At 38.3% G+C, this 19624-nt stretch carries 17 protein-coding genes; 8 read left to right on the top strand and 9 right to left on the bottom strand.

The genetic code is table 11. The annotated features are described in order from the left end of the window. Positions 1–139: 139 nt before the first annotated feature. Positions 140–1987 (bottom strand): SgrR family transcriptional regulator, encoded by a 1848-nt coding sequence (locus HWV02_RS16690; RefSeq protein WP_211690608.1) that lies wholly within the window; start codon positions 1985–1987, stop codon positions 140–142. A 164-nt stretch (positions 1988–2151) separates the two neighbouring features. Between HWV02_RS16690 and HWV02_RS16685 the strand changes: the two genes are divergently transcribed. From HWV02_RS16685 to HWV02_RS16670, 4 genes are all read left to right on the top strand, one after another. Continuing rightward, positions 2152–2328: a hypothetical protein gene (locus tag HWV02_RS16685; RefSeq protein WP_178138014.1), complete on the top strand. Its 177-nt coding sequence runs from the start codon at positions 2152–2154 to the stop codon at positions 2326–2328. Then, entirely contained in the window at positions 2325–2456 is a 132-nt protein-coding gene (locus tag HWV02_RS23050; RefSeq protein WP_370629409.1) for a VOC family protein, read from the top strand. The genes HWV02_RS16685 and HWV02_RS23050 overlap by 4 nt, the downstream gene beginning before the upstream one ends. Before the next feature lie 243 nt (positions 2457–2699). Next, entirely contained in the window at positions 2700–3350 is a 651-nt protein-coding gene (locus HWV02_RS16675; RefSeq protein ID WP_211688807.1) for a PEP-CTERM sorting domain-containing protein, read from the top strand. A 1054-nt stretch (positions 3351–4404) separates the two neighbouring features. Beyond that, entirely contained in the window at positions 4405–5121 is a 717-nt protein-coding gene (locus HWV02_RS16670; protein ID WP_211688805.1) for a hypothetical protein, read from the top strand. A gap of 166 nt (positions 5122–5287) precedes the next feature. Here the strand turns inward: HWV02_RS16670 and HWV02_RS16665 are convergent, their stop codons facing one another. Both HWV02_RS16665 and HWV02_RS16660 read right to left on the bottom strand, forming a co-directional pair. Then, positions 5288–5503, bottom strand: a complete 216-nt coding sequence (locus tag HWV02_RS16665; protein ID WP_211688803.1) for a hypothetical protein — start codon at positions 5501–5503, stop codon at positions 5288–5290. Between the two features lie 308 nt (positions 5504–5811). After that, the gene (locus HWV02_RS16660; protein ID WP_211688801.1) at positions 5812–6330 is read right to left on the bottom strand and encodes a hypothetical protein; all 519 of its coding nucleotides are present in this window, start codon (positions 6328–6330) and stop codon (positions 5812–5814) included. A 1267-nt stretch (positions 6331–7597) separates the two neighbouring features. On the opposite strand from HWV02_RS16660, the gene HWV02_RS16655 reads away from it, so the two are divergent. Further along, complete coding sequence (locus tag HWV02_RS16655; protein WP_211690644.1) at positions 7598–9124, top strand: hypothetical protein; 1527 nt, start codon at positions 7598–7600, stop codon at positions 9122–9124. A 274-nt stretch (positions 9125–9398) separates the two neighbouring features. On the opposite strand, the gene HWV02_RS16650 is transcribed toward HWV02_RS16655, so the two are convergent. Together HWV02_RS16650 and HWV02_RS16645 are read right to left on the bottom strand one after the other, a co-directional pair. Continuing rightward, a complete protein-coding gene (locus tag HWV02_RS16650; protein ID WP_211672556.1) occupies positions 9399–10439 on the bottom strand; it encodes a GMP reductase in 1041 nt (346 codons plus the stop codon). 518 nt (positions 10440–10957) lie between these two features. After that, entirely contained in the window at positions 10958–11962 is a 1005-nt protein-coding gene (locus tag HWV02_RS16645; protein WP_211676849.1) for an ornithine cyclodeaminase, read from the bottom strand. Positions 11963–12217: 255 nt separating this feature from the next. On the opposite strand from HWV02_RS16645, the gene HWV02_RS16640 reads away from it, so the two are divergent. Beyond that, a complete protein-coding gene (locus HWV02_RS16640; protein WP_211676848.1) occupies positions 12218–12838 on the top strand; it encodes a TetR family transcriptional regulator C-terminal domain-containing protein in 621 nt (206 codons plus the stop codon). Positions 12839–12875: 37 nt separating this feature from the next. Here HWV02_RS16640 and HWV02_RS16635 read toward each other — a convergent pair whose 3' ends face one another. The 3 genes from HWV02_RS16635 to dapE all read right to left on the bottom strand — a co-directional run bounded on the left by HWV02_RS16635 (position 12876) and on the right by dapE (position 16262). Continuing rightward, positions 12876–13727, bottom strand: coding sequence for a dimethylarginine dimethylaminohydrolase family protein (locus tag HWV02_RS16635; RefSeq protein WP_211676847.1), 852 nt, complete (start codon positions 13725–13727; stop codon positions 12876–12878). A 58-nt stretch (positions 13728–13785) separates the two neighbouring features. Then, positions 13786–14730: a citrulline utilization hydrolase CtlX gene (ctlX, locus tag HWV02_RS16630; RefSeq protein WP_211672552.1), complete on the bottom strand. Its 945-nt coding sequence runs from the start codon at positions 14728–14730 to the stop codon at positions 13786–13788. A 395-nt stretch (positions 14731–15125) separates the two neighbouring features. Next, positions 15126–16262 carry a succinyl-diaminopimelate desuccinylase gene (dapE, locus tag HWV02_RS16625; RefSeq protein ID WP_211688799.1) on the bottom strand — a complete coding sequence of 379 codons (1137 nt, stop codon included), beginning with the start codon at positions 16260–16262 and terminating at the stop codon, positions 15126–15128. Between the two features lie 347 nt (positions 16263–16609). Here dapE and HWV02_RS16620 point away from each other — a divergent pair, with 347 nt between their 5' ends. Continuing rightward, positions 16610–16999, top strand: a complete 390-nt coding sequence (locus tag HWV02_RS16620) for a diacylglycerol kinase (RefSeq protein WP_211688797.1) — start codon at positions 16610–16612, stop codon at positions 16997–16999. 156 nt (positions 17000–17155) lie between these two features. After that, the gene (locus HWV02_RS16615; protein WP_211688795.1) at positions 17156–19006 is read left to right on the top strand and encodes an LTA synthase family protein; all 1851 of its coding nucleotides are present in this window, start codon (positions 17156–17158) and stop codon (positions 19004–19006) included. Between the two features lie 81 nt (positions 19007–19087). Here the strand turns inward: HWV02_RS16615 and HWV02_RS16610 are convergent, their stop codons facing one another. Continuing rightward, a complete protein-coding gene (locus tag HWV02_RS16610; RefSeq protein WP_211676843.1) occupies positions 19088–19444 on the bottom strand; it encodes an ArsC family reductase in 357 nt (118 codons plus the stop codon). Between the last annotated feature and the right edge of the window lie 180 nt (positions 19445–19624).

Below are 19624 nucleotides of genomic sequence, written 5' to 3'. Positions count from 1 at the left end.
TTAAAATATACAAAAATAGTTTTCTGTGTAACTAAGAGTATTAATATATATCAAAGAGGTTTCAAGGTATCGGACAAGCTTGAATACTCAGTTCTAAAGCTATGCGTCAGCACCATTATACCTTGATATGATTCTGGTGCTAAATATTAGTGTATTCCTCAGACCAAACATCATGTATTTCAGGCCAACCCCAGACATTTATCGACACACCTTTGAGCACCCCTTGAAAATATAAGGTCTGCCTGTGATGCAGCATGGGTATCATCCAGTGCTCAGTAATCATTGCTGTGCTAATCGATTCCAACTCGGTAAGATAATGGGTTAATGGCTGTTGTTGGCGGATGTTGATTAATTTAGTTTGCAACCAGTCTCTGGCGTCAACAGAAAGACTGTGATTTAGAACCGCATTCGATAACATCCAGTGAAATACCGACGTTGGCAGGTTGTCGTCTAAATCCAAACTTATCAATATAAGGTCTTCCATTAGTGTATTGGCACTGGCCTTTTGCAGTAACTCCTCAAAGGAATAGACGTTAATTTCGCATTCAAATCCCGCTTGTTCAAGTAACACCCTCATCGCCTGTGCACATTCCTTTAAGGTATGGTGCTCGAATATTGCGATCGTCAGTTTGCTTGGCAAAGGCTGCGCTGTTGTGCCTGTCGACGTTATTTTTAACCAATTGGAAAGCAGATTGTATGCTGGAATGGCTTCAATCGGGTTGGTTGACTTACTTAATTCTGCCATTAATTTATCAGCCGCAAGCAGTTGGCTAAGGTATTTACGCTGTAATAATGAAAGCTGAGTTTTATTGTTTATCATCGCCAGCAGGCAGCCATATTCTATTCTGCTTTTTTGATCGCTTTCAATGGCCTGATCATTACTTGAAGTCCCCTGTTGAAGACTGCCGATTTCTTGCTCAGGGCTATTTTCCTGTTCAAGACTGTTAATGTCTCGTTCAAGGCTGCTAATTGCATAATTTGAACGGATCTGACTGGTTTTATGTACCACATTTGCCTGTATTTCCCTGATACACGAAGGACTGATTTGTGGTGACGCTACTTGCCAAATAGTGACGGTATCGGTAAGTGCGCGATGGCCATAATAGTTGTCGTATGCCTGCAATCGCAAATACTGCTGTGTGTGTTCCTGTACCCTAAATGCACCACTACCGACGATAGCCGTGGTTGCGTTAAGCTGAGAGTAAGGTTGAATTGAGTACTTAACATCAGCAACGAGTCCTGCAAATCCAGGGTCTGGTTGATCTAATTGAAAATCGATACAGAGCGGGTTTATCGCTGATATATGGATGACATGTGCCAGTTCAGTTTTGTATGTCGCTAATCGTTTTAGGCGATTAAATAATTCCGCTATCTTATCGGCATTAATGGTACTGCCGTCATGAAAGGTAAGCGCTGGGCGCAGATAGAATCGCCAGCGCTGTAACTCTGCGTTGTAAACCCAGTGGTGGGCTAGTTGGGGGCTGATAACTCCGTTCTTATCGCACTGTACCAGGCAGCAATAAACCTGGCGTAACAAGAAACGTTCGCTGTTTCTTAATGCAATATGCGGAAGTAGGGCTGAAAAAGAACGCGCGTAAGTCAGTTGAATGTGTAATCGACCTTCACGTTGTACCGCGCCAGAGGTGTTTTGCAGCAATTGCCCAAATAACAGTTGATCATGGTCGATAAGCGCCAGTGCTTTCTCGTATTTACCTACGGCGATCATCTGCTGCGCTAGTTCTGCTTTCAGCTCATCGACAGCATAAACGAGATAGAGCCGAGAACGTTGGTTACGGCCTGCTTTTGGTGTCCATTCTAACCAGCGTAAATCACGCATCTCGTTTAATAAGGTACGGCAATGTCGGGAACTGGTAAACATTACTTCAGCCACTTCATGCAGGGTGATCGCTATTTCTTGCTTAACACCTAACTTACTTAACCGAGAGAAATACAGCATTTTCTTATCATTGTTCAAAACGGGCACCATATCGTCATCTTGACTTCCTTGTTTAGTGAGGAAATCGGGTAAAAAAGACATTATAGGTAAGATTACGACTTTAACCGGAAGTAAACAATATAATTCAATCTGTTTTTTACTTCCCTTTATTGGGTGATACTTACCTCAGTGCTTAAACAAACAGAGGAATTAACATGCTAGAGATAATCAAGAAAATATTACTAAATACATCAAGTAATGCACTTACTGAGTATTATCAGTCTCGGTTGAAAACAAGTAACAGTGCCGTTGAAGTAGAAGCGATTCTTAGCATGGAGTCGTTAATGACATTTAGTGAGGAAGAAGATCAGCAACGTGACGGGGTTAAATGAGAATCGAACATGTGGCGATTTGGTGCAAAGATCTGGAAGAAATGAAACATTTTTACACGCACTTTTTTAATGCTACAAGTAATGAAAAATACGAAAACCGGACCAAAGGTTTTCGTTCTTATTTTTGACTCTGTCAGGTGGTCCGCGTATCAAGTTGATGGATTCGGTTTTAATATCTCCATCTGCTACCCCTTGTTGCATGTCAGTATTTTTTACACCTAATAAACCGATAACGATATGCCGTTCTTGAAATTCACTAAAGTGACATAAAAACAGTAGGTTGCTGGTATTGGAATGATACGTGCTTAAAGTAGTTTAGTGCTGATTTATATTTCACATAATTCTCAAGCAATATTTTAGGAGATCTGAATATGAAAATTAAAAAGATCGCAAGTTTCTTACGGAACTCTATTGTTGTAGTCAGTTTGTGCGGCATGGCAGCCACTGCTATGGCAACTATCATTGATTTCGAAGATGTTGCTGTTACTCATAATACACACTTAATTGTTAACAGTTTTATAGCCAATGATTTCGTGCTTTCCAGAGATGGGAACGGCCATATTGATCTTGGTAATGATGAGGTGTTGTATACAAACAACGGCACACAGGTTGCTTTTGTGCATAATGGGTCTTTTACCATCAATGTGGATTCTATTTCCGAAGACACGTTTGAGATTTCCCAGTTTGACGGTGCGGAGTTTTGGAGAGACGGACAGGCAAATGCAAGCGCAATAACACTCGATGGTATTACTGACCTAGGGATTAATGTCTCAGAAAATTTTGTGTTGGACGGTATTTTTGATGGCCGTAACGGCGTTGATGACTTTGAACTATTTACAGTCTCTAATGCCTTTCAAAATTTAGTTCATGCTGAATTTTCTGGCGGTGGAGCAGCCTTCTCTATTGATAACATCATCGGTTATACCGCTAGTGAAGTTCCTGAGCCATCTATCTTGTTTCTTTTAGGTATTGGCATCGTATTTTTTGCTGCAGGGCGTAGAAAAATACGCATAACGGATTAACTGATTTTTATGCCTTTATCACCTTTGCTATAAATTAAAATAATAATAGAATCAGTTGTATATTTGTCATTGTTAATTATTAACCGGACTTGAAAATAAATAACAGGAACGCACATTATCTTAGTGTCGATTTTAATATCCGATTGATGTGGGAATCGAGATGACCTGCTATACAAATGTTATATTCTAAAAGGGCTGTTCATGATAAACCTATTTAAAGTTACCTTGATCACAAATCTATTGGCTGCTTTAGCTGTATTCGTTCTCTTTAAGTATGTCGATGCTTTTGCTTCAACAACTCTTATAGATTACCTGCATTTTTAGGTTCTATCCTGGGTTGGATCTTCTCGTCCACGGTTAAAATCAAGAACAGAAAATATGGAATTATCTCTGTTCTCAGATTTAGATCACTATTTAGCATACTCATCAAAGTCTAACCTAAATAAATACATAAACCATGATGTTACGCCTAGGTTTTAATGGTGTAAGCGATAGAAGTTTAAGTGCATTTAAAGTTTAGCGCTGTTTAATCTATTCAGACATCCAAAACCAAAAGGCGACACAATAATTGACATGCCCATATCAATGCTCGCCTTTGTTAGCTTAAATACGCAGCTCTAGACCTACATACCTCATTTATTCTTTACCGAATACGCTGTTTTCTTGCTCAAGTACGCGGACAAAGGTAGTTCGTTTGTTTAGCTCGAAGCCATTCTTAGTATGAATACGTTTATGACATTTAATGAGGACGAAGAGCCGAAAAATGAGGAATCAAAATAAGAATTGAACATGTAGCTGTGGGTGTTAAACGCGACCGGGTCGACAGTTGATGGTTATAAATAAATATGTATTTAATGCTATGTTAACGAAAATAAATAGGCAATATTTTATCAATTAAAAAATAAAAAAGGGTAATGATATCAACTGATTAATGTTCATGGTTTTTTCGGCTTTAATGGTTTATTTGTCGTGCCGAAGTCATCTTGACTTAACTCAATGCTTGGGTACTATTAATTAAATCGTATGTTCTATTTACATTATTTAAGGATAAAAAATGTATTCTTTTAAAAAATTAAAACGTGGTCGTTTAATGTTGAGTGTTGCTCCGCTATTGTGTATTGCATCTAGCATGAATGTATCCGCTACTGAATCAGATTATACAGTAGGGACTAGATATTCTGGTGGTATTACTGTTATCGATAGTGCTAGGGTTAATCAACTATGCGCCGATAATAATGGCTGCAAAATTAAGATTTCGGAATATAGCGAGATGTCTGGAGATCGATGGCTAGTTGCTGTTAGTGAAAAAGATTTTAGTACAGAACAGCGCTCTCAGTTTTCCAATGTTGCTTCTGCCCATTTTAGTCACTCTCGAGATAGATATGAAGATCGAGAGGGTGTTTATACTTTTACCAACTCACATAAACCTGACACTACACTTACCTTAGATAATTTCAATTTCTACAGTTCCAACAGTGATGGTATTATATCAGATATGGTCGTTACAGAAAGTGGAGGTTGTGTATTCAGTGATGCAGATACTTTCCCTGCAACAAAACCAACATACTATGATGACACTGTTTGGGTGGCTCACGGTGATTATGACAATACCAATGGAAGACAAGACATTACTCCTAACTACAGCATTATGGAGAGTGTCATGATCAAAGTGAAAGAGACTTATAGTTTAGCTGGTTGGCGTGTGAAGGAAATATTTATGGCGCAAGAAGATGATGCAAGAGGATGGTGTGTCGTAACGATACAAGATTAGGGGGCTTAAGCTTATCGCTCAAAAGTCTGGTGTTTTCGAAACAGATCTTTGTTTTTGTTAAACGAGAAAACGGATAAAATAATAAAGGCGAGACAATAAGGATTATGATCCAAAATTGTGACTCGCCTTTTTTAGCTTAAATATGTAGTTCGTTTGCTTAGCTCTTTTAATGATGCTGCGCCAGCAGGATAAGTTCTTCTGTGATTTCACCAGTAACCAGGTTACCAGCCATATTATTTAAAGTATATATCACAATCATCTTGAGCTGGATCTTCTCGTCCACGGTAAGAATCAAGAACAGATCGTTCATGGTTAGAATCAAGAGCAGAAAATATGGAATTATCTCTGTTCTCAGGTTCACACCAATATTTAGCATATTCATCAGGTTTCGATGGGTCGTATTCATGGTAGGCGCATGATGCTAGCAAAGTCGTTAATAGAGATATAACTAGAGTTTTTTGTATACTGCCCATTAAAGTCCAACCTAAACTCATAAATAACGATGCTACGTCGACGTTGTCATAGTGTAAACAATTAAAAAGGCGACACAATAATTGACATGCCCATATCAATGCTCGCCTTTGTTAGCTCAAATGAGTATAAGGTTTCAGGTGATACTTGATATAACAGATATCCTATAGGTGATAGCAATACACTATAGAATATCGGCTAACCACTTAACTTTATTCGTTATCGAATTACACGATTAAATGTTTCTATCATTTGATGCTTTTTATTATTGTCATCAACATAATTATATTCTATTTGGATTGCTTTACCGCTACTATCAAAAGTGATTGGCTGTGAAGTGATATTTCCATTACCAGCTGGATAGAATAATGTAGTGACCTTTTCTCCGGTGAAGGAGTTAGAAATGTCTAGCGTATCACTAATTACTCCTAAGCCAAAACCATCTATATCAGTGTAAGATTCAATGTCTTGCTCACTAGGTGATAATTTATAGCGACCCATTCTAAGTGTACTAACTGTCGTACCATAATACATGAGGAGCTCAGTGGCACTTAAGTAAAAAGACTCCTTTACTGTACAATCTGAGTTAATGTCGATTCGTTTATCGTTCTTCACCGAATCCCAAGTACCGACTAGCATAGCTGGTATTTTAACGCCGTTATCACATGTCTTCATTTCTGTTGCAGCTGCATTAAAGCTACATGCGATAACAAGCGAACTTAGCATAATCTTTTTCATGATTCTTTTACCTAATTTATAATATGTGGCTAATTGCCTTTATTTTTCCTACACTTTCTCTAAAAGCCTTAAGGTTTAATTTTAACCTATTGATATAAGGGTTGAATTAGTGTGGAAGCTCAGGGGGGATAGTGTCATACTCCCAGATAAAATAAATTATAAAACCATTAATTAATCCTTAATGAGTAATCATTAATGAGTAATCATTAATGGGTGTTTGTAAGGAGGGCGTTGAATGGGAAAGATATGGGACGAAACGTTGGTGTTTATAACGCTAATAAGTAAGGCTAGAAGATGAAAAATAATTTCCCAATAAACAATAAACAATAAACAATAAACAATAAAAGCGAGACAATTATGGATTATTATCCAAAATTGCGACTCGCCTTTGTTAGCTTAAATATGCAGTTCTAGACCTGCATACCTAATACTAATTTATTCTTTATCGAATACGTTGTTTTCTTGCTCAAGTACGCGGACAAAGGTAGTTCGTTTGCTCAGCTCTTTTAATGATGCTGCGCCAGCAGGATAAGTTCTTCTGTGATTTCACCAGTAACTAGGTTACCAGCCATATTATTTAAAGTATATATCACAATCATCTTGAGCTGGATCTTCTCGTCCACGGTAAGAATCAAGAACAGATCGTTCATGGTTAGAATCAAGAGCAGAAAATATGGAATTATCTCTGTTCTCAGATTCACACCAATATTTAGCATATTCATCAGGTTTCGATGGGTCGTATTCATGGTAGGCGCATGATGCTAGCAAAGTCGTTAATAGAGATATAACTAGAGTTTTTTGTATACTGCCCATTAAAGTCCAACCTAAATCAATTCACAATGTTGCACTTAGGTTACAGTCGCGCTGCCATTTGTAAAGGGTGCGTGCGTAAGTGTGTGTAAGATTTGTTGTTCAATCATTCATAAAACTGTCCTGACAGCAGGTCTCGATTATTCACTAAGTTTCTCACTCCATGTGCATAGTGTTCGTCAAAACATTGTTTTCTGTGTGATGAGGAGTATTTATATATATCAAAGAGATTTCAAGATATATAACAAGCTTAACTAAGGTTTTGTGAGGTGTTGGTTGATGTTATTTTCAATTATCTCAATATCGTACAGTTGTTAAATTATAGTTTGTGATCCTTGTTGCATCATTATGATCTTTAATAGATTTTTAATAAAATTTAAGGGTGCTCTTGTGGTATTTGTTTTAATGTCTTTTTACAATGTATTTTTACTTAGTTCATTAGTCGTAGGCCTATCATATGAAAAAAATATCACTTCTTGCTGCCACAGTATTATTAACAGCATGTGGAGGAGGAGACTCAGCTGACCCAACTCCAACTCCAGCTCCAGCTCCAGCCCCAGCCCCAACCCCAGCTCCAACTCCAACTCTAATAAGTGCGGTTACATATGATTTCAATAAACCGTTTAATACCGTATTCCCTACTGAGTTTAAAATAGCTAAGGATGCTGGTTATGACTACTTCATACAGCTTCCACTTACTAGCAACAAGAGTAAAGCTATAACTATCTTGGCAACAAATGAAAGTGATGAAGATCTTCGTTATGCTATAGGTATTCTTATTTCTTTCTTGACAGAAACTGGAGAGAATACTGAATTGACAAAGCAGGCCGTGGCAGAATCCATAGCTGATAGAGGCGCTGTTCTAAATCTTGCTGCAACGGAAGGAAAAATAGGGGATTTAACTCAGAAAATTATTGATGAGTTAAAAGCAACTGGCGATCCTAGACTATCGGGTATTGATGAAGATTCTTACATACCAATACTTGTAGGAAGCTCGGATTTGTTACAAAAGTATGATTGGATTGTACGAGCCCAATCTCTTGGCTACGACGAAACTATTTATCCAGGTGAAGCCCCATTTTTTACTGGATATGGAAAAGGTCAGGTTAGAGATGCGTCAGTAGAAGAAATCCTACATTTTGTTCAAGCCCACGGCATTTCGCCTCTAACTTCTGATGGTAATTATGGCGGATTACAAAAACGCATAATTGATCATGCTTTGTCTATTTATAAGGATTGGAAATTTAATCCAATAACAGGGCTATATATTTATGATGATAAGGATGCTTCGAACGATTATATAAATAAAAGCTCCATTTGGAGTCCTGAGGGGAATGGAGCAACTAATGATCAAAAGCGTAAGGCTCAGTGGGATGATGACTGGGGTGGGGATGATATACCTAAAAATATACCTAGTGAGCATGTTATGGGGCAAACTTTTTCTCATGAATATTTTGCTGCTGTTGCAGATGCTTACTATGGTATGTATGAAGGCTTTAGAGATGAGTATGAAGGGATGGATAATTACCGATATATTACTCGTGAAACATTACCTTCAGATGCGAATGGTTTCGTTTTTGCAAATGAATTTTTGCCCAAGTGCCATGAATTTACAGTGCGTTTAGACAGTGTTGGCATTAATAAAAACCTCAGTACAAATGAGTTTAAACTTGTTCGTTCTGATGATGCGAATGAAAAGTACACATTTAAATCACAATATTTTAAGAATGTTAAAATCGTAGGCAATGAAGCATTGAATATTTTAGGTAATGCGCAAGACAATCAAATCGAAGGTAACAGTGCCGATAATGTAATCGACGGTGGTCAGGGTAATGATACGTATAAGGTTTCAGGGGTGTCAGGGAGTTACACGACTAATACATCAAGTTCTGGCCATACGACCATTTCAGGAAGTGATATTGGTAGTGATAAATTAATTAATATTGAAAATATTCTTTTTAGCGATAAAAATATAAAGATATAAGTTTAATATCAAGTAGTTCATCAATAATAGGTCTTGTGATTGGCCTATTGTTGGGACTGTGTATGATTCTAGTATTAATGTATTCTCCAGAGCAAGTATCGTGTATCTCATATTATTATCATAAATACTGGAGTATGAAAAGCATCTGATTTTTCACTTTAGATAAAATCTATTCAAATTCCAAAAAACGAAAAGGCGAGCATGATGATCAAATCAATGCACGCCTTTGTTAGCTTAAATATGTAGTTCTAGACCTACATATTTAATAACTAATTTACTCTTTACCGAATACGTTATTTTCTTGCTCAAGTACGCGGACAAAGGTAGTTCGTTTGCTTAGCTCTTTTAATGATGCTGCGCCAACGTAAGTACAAGTCGAACGAACGCCACCTAGGATATCGAAAACAGTGTTTTCGATTGGACCACGGTAAGGTACTTCTACAGTTTTACCTTCTGAAGCACGGTATTTCGCAACACCACCTGCGTGTTTGTTCATCGCAGTGGTAGAGCTCATGCCATAGAATTTCTTCGTTTTCTTGCCATCAACTTCACACAGCTCGCCGCCACTTTCGTCGTGACCTGCTAACATGCCGCCAAGCATAACGAAGTCTGCGCCGCCGCCGAATGCTTTAGCAACATCACCAGCGCAAGAACAACCACCGTCACCAACCACCATGCCACCAAGACCGTGTGCAGCATCTGCACATTCGATGATTGCAGACAGTTGTGGGTAACCAACACCTGTTTTAACACGTGTTGTACATACTGAACCTGGGCCGATACCAACTTTGATGATATCTGCGCCAGACAGGATAAGTTCTTCTGTGATTTCACCAGTAACTACGTTACCAGCCATAATCGTTTTAGAAGGGTACGCTGCACGTACTTTACGTACGAAATTAATAAAAAATTCTGAGTAACCATTAGCTACATCGATACAGATAAACTGTAAACGCTCATCTAATGCTAGAACTTGTTGAAGTTTTTCGAAATCTGAATCTGATGTACCAGTAGATACAAAGATATGGTCAAAGATTTCTGGGTTTGCTTCTAGGAACTCTTTCCATTGGGCAACAGTGTAATGCTTATGTACAGCTGTTAGCATTTTGTGTGCAGCAAGTTCTTTTGCCGCTTCAAATGTACCTACAGTATCCATGTTTGCAGCAATAACTGGTACACCTGTCCAAGTGTACTTGCTGTTAGGGAAAGTGAATGTACGCTCTAAGCTTACTTGTGAACGACTCTTTAGAGTTGAACGTTTTGGGCGGAAAAGTACATCTTTAAAACCTAGCTTCAATTCTTGTTCTATACGCATGACATCTATCTTCTGTTTGTTTGCACAGGCTCTTATTCTTACGCTACGGTATATTGCAGGCGCAAGAAAAACCCTAATTCAATGGGTTCAGGATGGTACTGTGCAAAAAATTATAAGGATTTTAGTTTAAGCGGTACAAGCGAATCGTGTGTGCGGGTAAGCCGCGTTTATCCAACGCGCTTATACGGGTAGATACTAGTCTAAGGGTCGTTATCTTGTAAAGGCTTTATTTTGGGCTGAAAGGGCGGATAGATTAATTTCCTGACCTGAAAGTCAGTATTTACGCGGGTCTAGACAGTGTTTAACTTTTTTTAAAATCATGAAAATAATTTTTAAGTGAATTAGGGCCATATTTTAAACAGGAGAATGTAATCGCTTGTTAAACAAAAAAGACCAAAACCCCAACGGCATTACAGTGCTTACCGTGGGTGTTTTGGCCAAAGGCTTATCAACTATTAATAACGACCAACTAGCCGCGACAGACTAGGGTGCTGTTTTTTTAACAGGGTATATACCGTTTATAGTAACGAGAATAAGTTTTTCACATCATCCAGTTCAGGGATCAATTCCATTTCGCTGCCGATGTTATGTTGCTTAGCTAGCTTGTAGATCAAACGTAGTACTGAGTAATCTTCCAATGCAAAACCTACTGAGTCATACAAGATAGTGCCGTCTGTAGCAACGTTCAGTGTTTTTTCGCCTTTCACAATTTCGTGTAGTTCAGTACAGGTAAAGTCAGGACCCAGTTGTTGGATCTCACCTTCAACGCGTGATTGTGGTAGGTATTCAACAACAATCGTTGCACTTTCTACTAACTCTTTTTCAATTTCTGTTTTACCAGGGCAATCACCGCCAAGACCGTTAATGAATACGTCTTTGCTGATCATGTCCTTGGTTAATACTGTTTGGTATTTCTTGTCTGCTGTACATGTGGTAATTAAATCAGCACCTTGAACCGCTTCTCTTGCGTCTTTACATGGTGTTAGGCGAATGTCGAAACGCGCCATGTTCTGTGCAAATTTACGCATTGCTGCAGGATCTGTATCAAAGTAACGTACTTCTTTTAAATCAAAGATGAACGAGTATGCTAAGAATTGGAATTCACTCTGTGCGCCAGTACCGATTAACGCTAATACTTCTGAATCTTTTTTTGCTAGATGCTTGGCAGCCATTGCTGATGTTGCAGCCGTTCTGAAACCTGTAAGCAGAGTCATTTCAGAGAACATAAGCGGTTCGCCAGTCTCAGTTAACGATAGTTGACCTGTCGCCATTACTGTCATTTTGTTTTGCGCTGGGTTTTTTGGGTGGCCATTTACATATTTAAACGAGTACATTTCAGCATTAGAAATCGGCATTAATTCGATAACACCATCGTCAACATGGTTGGCAACACGTGGACATTTATCAAAGTCGTGCCAATTTTTATAATCTTCAGTCAATGTATCATTAAGCTGTGCAAAAAAGTCTTGGTAGCCAACTTTCGCAATTACCGCTTTAATATCTTTTATCTCTAAAACAATCATGGTGATCCTTGTTAAATTCCGTCTAAGGTAAAAGAGAAAAATCGAATTTTTCCATTACATTCATGATTACAATAATCAATGAGTGGTTTATCTAATACGTTTAATAATGAGATACACATCAGTTATGTGCATCGGGTTAAGTGCTATTTTCATTCGGTTTAGCTTAATAAATTGCCAGCATCACGCCCTAGGGGTATGATTAATTTTCGTCGAATAGACTCACCTTATACTTAAATACGGATTAAATACCTGCCTATGCCAGCGAAAGGAACGAAAGGTAAAAACCGTAAACAAGAGTTAATCAATGCCACACTTGATTGCATTGCTAACGAAGGTTTACAAAAAACCACTGTACGTAATGTGGCTGAATATGCGAACGTGACCAACGGTCTGATCCGTTTTTACTTTTCCGGTAAAGACGAACTGATCCGTGCGGCGTATTCGGCATTACTCGAGATTATGTACGTTAATGCTAGGTGCGACATTAACGACCAAGACGTTTGCGCCAAAACTCGATTACAGCATTTTATTCAAGCGACTCTATCAGAGCCTATCGTGTCACCACGTACCGTATTGTTATGGGCCAATTTCTTGCCGATGACGTACATCGACCCTGAAATGGCTGCCATTCGTACTAATGAATATGCTAAAACAACCAAAATTTTAGAACCGTTAATTCGTGCTGCATTAGCCACCGAAGACATTTCAGTTGATCATCATGAATGTGAAGTACTAGCCATAAAAATCAATGCATTAATTGATGGTTTATGGTTAGAAGGCAGCATGGCCTCGTACAAATTCAAAGATAATGAACTGGTCAATATCGGTATCGACAGTGCGTCTTCGATCTTGTCAATTTCGTTAGAAAAAATTTAACGCAGATCTTATAGAATACACACTGCCGTCTTAATTTTTAGTGACGTTCTAATGGGAACGTCATGCAGTGTGGACCACCGCCGGTTTTCAAAATCTCGGTAGAGTGCAGTTCAAATACAGTGAAACCACGTTCGCGTAATTGCGCGTTTACAGCTGTATTTGCACTTAACGAAATAATGCGCTTGTTACCCAATGCTTGTAGATTACAGAAGTGCTTAAACACCCCTTCTTCTTCAATTTTAATCAGGTCATAGCCCGTTTCATCAAGGTAGTTTTTGAATTCTTGTGGTAAACCGTCGTAATAAGTCACGGCAGTCTTTTCACCGACAATATTAAAGATCATGTCGAGATGTAGATATTCTGGTTTCGAGTTAACCGAAATAATCGTATAACCTAATGGTTCAAGCTGTTCACGAATACTTTGGATGCCTTTTTCATCAGAACGCTGTAACGTACCAATGGCTAAGGTCTTTTCATCCAGCTGCCAGAAGTCACCGCCTTCTAATACACCTTCATGACAAGTGGCAATGATTGGTACACCAAGCTCGGCGAGTTTTTCTGCATACAGTAGGCTTTCTGCGTGGCGAATTTCTTCTTTAAAACGGCCTAGTACATAACCTTCTTTGATGTTGAAACCAAAGTCACGGGCAAATACTTGACTTGATAAATTTTCAGTCGGCGTAAGTACTTCGACATTAATGCCGTTTTTCTCGTAGATATCAATCAACTGTTGGTGTTCTCTTAGGCATTTTTGTTGATCAATCTGTTCGCCTTTCTCTAACCAATCTTCAGCAATTTTGTTGATTGGTGAGAGATTCAGGTAAGTAGGAGAGCAAAGTAATACTTGCTTCAATTCACCTGTCGCTGATTTTACATAACTGGTTTCCATAACCTTTTCCTTTTCCATAAGCCATATCTTCTATATTTTGTTACTGCTAAATGTGTTTTTACGTTCGTGGGCTTAAGTGGATCCCTGCGATCATGCAGCGGATCGAACCACCTGCTAACTCAATAGTTGGCACGCTAAAACTGAGTATCTTTGAATGTTGTTCGATGCGTGAAATTTGCTCGGTTGTTAAAGCATCTCTCGCTCGTTGTGACATAACCAAGTGGCTACTGCCATTGCCTGTGAGTTCGATAGCATTACCAGCAAAGTTATCAACTTGGTCAAAGCTCAGTTCAATTACTGCAATGCCTGATTCTTCTAAACGCTGTCTAACCGCTTCGCGACGTGCTTCATTTGGGATCATGTCCAAACAAATAAGGGCGTATTTAGAGCCAACACACATCATCACATTGGTATGATAAATCGCAGTGCCTGTAGCATCAGCCGTTTCAAACGCCATTGGCTCGTATTGGAACGTGGTACAGAAGCGTTCAAGGATCACTTCGTTAGAACGGTTTGATTTAGCTGTGTAGGCGATCCGATTAACGTTATCTAATACCATCGCGCCAGTGCCTTCAAGAAACAGGTTATCCCACTCTAAACCAGAGAAGTCGATAACATCTTGTACGCGGTAATTGGCTTTTAACATTTCAATAATGTCACTGCGACGTTCACGTCGGCGGTTTTGTGAAAACATTGGGTACAATGCAACATGACCACCACTGTGGGTCGAGAACCAGTTATTCGGGAATACTGAATCTGGGGTTTCTTTTTCCCCAAAGTCATCAAATACGTGGACGTTGATGCCATTTTCGTTTAATCCTGCTACGACGATATCAAATTCGTTTTTTGCTTGTAGTGATATGCCAGTGCGATCTAACTCAAGTGAGTCTTGCTCATCGAGTCCGGTTTTTTGAAATGCATTATCAACTGCGGTTTCTGGATTCGAGAAAAATTTCCACGGTCGAACCATTACAACTGAATTTGGCGCTTGGATTAAAGCCATACAACTTCCTTTTATTAAAACAATATCATTAACAAATTATTCATTCTGCAAAACTATGCAACTGCATAAACAATATGCCAGAGATTGATTAAAGTCAATTAACGGAGAGTATGAGAACACCATTTCACTGCACTGAAAAATGCCTCTATGAGTATATGAAATGTGTTAATGTATTGTAAATACTGAGTTTTACTGTTTGTTAATAAATTATAAAATTTGTTATGGAATGTGATGGGGTTATCGGTTTTTTATATGGTTACTAGCGGATGATATGAGGGTATTTAGGTGATAACTGGGTAGAATACAGGTTATTATTTCATAAAAAATTCATGTTGACGGAATAAATGATGGCTTATTAGGGTGATAACAAGCCATCATTTTTCTAGCGTTAATTGTTATTGTGCGAGTAGCTTAACCAGCGTTTTCTCGTATATTTCCGCTAATTGCTCAATATCTGTAATCTTCACACATTCATTCACTTTGTGAATGGTCGCGTTTACAGGGCCTAATTCGACAACTTGTGCACCCGTTGGTGCGATGAAACGACCATCTGATGTACCACCTGATGTCGACAGCTCTGACGCATAGCCACATACATCCTGGATTGAATCAGTAATAGCATTTAGCAAGTTGCCTGGTTCTGTTAAGAAGGGCTGGCCACTGTGGATCCAGCTGATCTCGTAATTTAAACCGTGTTTTTCGAAAATGCCTTCAATGCGGTATTTGATTAGATCCGCAGTCAGCTCGGTAGAATAACGCAGGTTAAACTGACAAGTTGCTTCACCTGGTACGATATTACTTGCACCTGCACCACTACGGATGTCGGTGATTTGTAAGGTTGTAGCAGGGAAGTAGTCATTACCTTGATCCCAAACCACTTGGCTTAGTTCAGATAATGCAGGCGCGAGTTTATGAATTGGATTTTCGGCAAGGTGTGGGTAAGCCACGTGACCTTGAATACCTTTCACGACGATGTCGCCAGTTAAAGAACCGCGACGACCATTTTTAACAATGTCACCGACTTTGTTGGTGCTTGATGGTTCACCCACAATACACCAGTCAATTTTTTCGTTACGCGCTTCTAAAGTATCAATCACACGCGTTGTGCCATTGATGAACGGGCCTTCTTCATCACTGGTGATCAATAATGCAATTGAACCTTGGTGATCTGGGTGTTCGTTCACGAAGTCTTCGACAGCGACTAAGAATGATGCGATAGAACCTTTCATGTCTGCTGCGCCACGACCGTGTAAATAGCCATCAATAATAGTGGGTACAAACGGGTCGGTATCCCAATCTTCGATTTTACCTACTGGTACAACGTCGGTATGACCGGCGAAGCAAAATACCGGAGCTGTGGTACCGCGACGAGCCCAAAGGTTAGTCGTGTCTTCAAATACCATGGTTTCGATAGTGAATCCGAGGTTTTCAAGGCGTTCGATGATCATTTGCTGACAACCGGCATCTTCGGGTGTCACTGATTTACGACTAAGTAGATCTTTGGCAAGTTGTAATACTAAACTGTCTGACATGAGTAATTCCTTTTTACAGCATATTTTGAGCACTGGCTTACTGTTGAGGCCAGCGCTGGAAATTCTTTGATGTTTGCCCTTGGAGGTTGAAATCCTCTAGTATTGTGAACATAAATAGAGATCATAATTATTGACCAAGAGTTATTAGATTGAGTATTAGTTTACTTAATATTTAACCGAAAACAACCTAAAGATACACTTGAAATTACCAGTTAACCAATCAAAATTACACGCTATTTCAACGCTATATATCACAGCATCCTTACTGTAAATTCTTGCAATATATAATAGTATCGTAGTATTCTAATTTAGATTACTATTTCAAATAAATTAGGGTATGAGAATCAATGAATAAGACCGAAGTGGGTATGAACGCAGGTAAACCTGGGTTTACAGGATTGACGCGTATTATTAAAGCAACCGGGTATTCATTTCAAGGATTACGAGATGCATTTAAATACGAATCGGCAATAAGACAAGAGTTACTATTACTGATTATTTTAACTCCCGTTGCCCTGTTATTAAATGTAAGTAATGTTGAAAAAATATTATTGATTGCCCCTTTAGTTTTAGTGTTTATTGTTGAATTATTAAATTCAGCTATTGAAGCCGTTGTTGATCGTATTGGCTCAGAACATCACATATTAAGCGGTCGTGCTAAAGATATTGGATCTGCAGCCGTATTTGTTAGCTTGTGCCTAACGGCATTTATTTGGTTTATGATTGTATTTCTATAATAATGAGCTGACGTTATAATTACCATTGATTATCACATCTTTAATTTTAAATAGTGCAATTATCTATTATTTTATGATAACGTGCTGAAAATTAATCAAATATAAGTGTATATGTTCAAGGTGAAGAAGTCGATTTCAGTGGCGGTATTATTGTACGTGGGTCAATTACTGGCTTTAGTTATGGTCGCCTATAGCACATCCCGACTGTGTTTTTATTTGTATAATCAAAGTGGGTGGGATGGACAAAGTTCAGCCGATATATTTAAAGCTTTTATTCATGGTTTAAGATTTGATTTATCAGCTTTAATGGCGATCAACGCATTATTAATTATAGTTTTATTGTTGACATCTTTTTGGTTTGAATTTAAATCACGTCATATGAATATTATTCGTGGATTGTTTTGGATTTTCAATCTACCTATGTTGCTAATTAATTTTGCTGATATCATTTACTACCCTTTTAGCGGGCGGAGAAGTGGTGTAGAAGTTTTTGATTATATGAACGATTTTTCAGAACAGTCGGGGCAGATTATTCAGCAGTATAGCGGTATGGTAGCCGCTTTAATCATATCATGCGTTCTGGTTATACGATTTTTCAAACCTAAATATATACAAATATCGCTTACGCGTATCAAGTACCTCTTTGTTATTTTAGTTTCTTTTATCATTATCATCGTTAGTATTCGTGGTGGTTTGCAGCGTAAACCGTTGTCGTTATATCACTCGATGGGCTGGTCGTCATCAGAATTATCAGATCTTGTATTGAATACGCCTTTTACCTTGATAAGGAAAAAGCCCTCTAATATTCAGCGCAAAGACTGGTTTGTCAGCAAACAAGAAGCCTTTAATATTGCACAACCGGAATCATTTCAGCTGACTCAAGATTTACGCAGGCAGCAAAATGTTGTCGTGATTATTTTAGAAAGTTTTGGCTTGGAATATGTTAAAGATTTACCTGGAAGGAAAAGCTATACTCCTTTTTTAAGATCATTGGCTGAAAAGGGCTTATATTTTGAAAATGGTTTTGCTAACGGACGGATCTCTATTGACTCGATTCCTTCAATTCTAGCTGGTTTGCCTGCACTAATGGATCGAACTTTTGTTCGCTCACCATATAATTCAAATAAGTTATATCCATTACCAAAAATATTACATAATTATGGCTATACGAATATGTTTTTCCATGGTGGTAATAATGGATCTATGTATTTTGATGTCATGGCCAGTCAATTTGGTTTTGATGAATATTATGGTCGTAATGAATATAATGATGACAGTGACTTTGATGGCAAATGGGGTATTTTTGATGAACCATTTTTACAATTTACGGCACAGAAACTAAATCAAGCCGCTCAACCTTTCTTTTCTACCATTTTTACCATTAGTTCACATAATCCTTATACATTACCAAAAAAGTATGAAAGCATTATTCAACCGGGTCAAATACCGATGCACCGTGTTGTGCGATATAGTGATTTAGCGTTAGAGAAGTTTTTTTCACAAGCACAAAAAATGCCTTGGTTTGAAAATACTTTATTCGTGATAACAGCGGATCATACGTCAGATAATTATGAAAAGGCATTCTCGTCAAAAATAGGAAAACATCGTATTCCTATTATTTTGTATAGCCCATCAGGCTTGGTTCCGCAGAAAAAATCGAAAAAAATAGTTCAACAATTAGATATACCGGTAACGGTATTGGATTATTTAGGTATTGCAGCACAAGAGACTAATAAACTTTCACCTTTTGGGCGCAGTATGTTGAATGACGATGCGCCAGGTAAGGCTTTATTTTATGAAGATAGTTTATATTGGTTAATCAGCGGAAATTCTTATACGACGTTAGATCAACGAGGATTAAATTCTGTGACAAAGGTTTTAGATGAGCCTTTCCTTAACGTGCCTGATAGTAACAATTCATCACAATCCGATTTACAACAGCTAAAAGCAAATTTACAGATGTATAATAATGGATTGATCGATGATAAGTTTTATCTAAATATGTAAGGTTGTACTCAGAGGATATCTTAACGGTATATAAAACACTGAACGTAAAAACGTTCAGTGTTTTCTTTTAATGGTTTCAGATTAAGTATTGATACCATAAATAGCAGCATACTCATCAGCTTTAAAACCCAGCGTTAATGCACCATCGACATCTAGGATTGGACGTTTGATCATGGCTGGTTGTTCAATTAACAGTTCGATAGCGGTGGCTTCTGTTAGATCTGCTTTTTGCTCATCGGTTAATTTGCGGTAAGTTGTGCCACGTTTATTTAGTACTTGTTCCCAGCCAAGTGTTTCACACCAACTGATCAGTTGTGCTTTATCTAAGCCATTAACGCGGTGATCGTGAAATGTGAATTCCAGTTCGTTTGCTTCTAACCATTTTTTGGCTTTCTTAATGGTGTCGCAGTTTTTAATTCCGTACATCACAGTCGTCATTTCAATTCCTATTTTCGTGGTTTTTTTCTTTAAACATTATATCGCCAGTATATACCTAAGTTACTTCAAGATGCTATATCACAGACAAGCAGGAATATCAGAATAAGGCGCAATATGTAGATAATTGGTCGTATAAAACGAAATTAGGTCTGTGGATCCGCTATGTCTGGAATTTGCGAG

Source organism: Moritella sp. 28 (assembly GCF_018219435.1).
Lineage (GTDB): Bacteria > Pseudomonadota > Gammaproteobacteria > Enterobacterales > Moritellaceae > Moritella.
The sequence above is the reverse complement of the archived record's forward strand: the minus strand, read 5'-3'. Positions and strand labels throughout refer to the sequence as shown.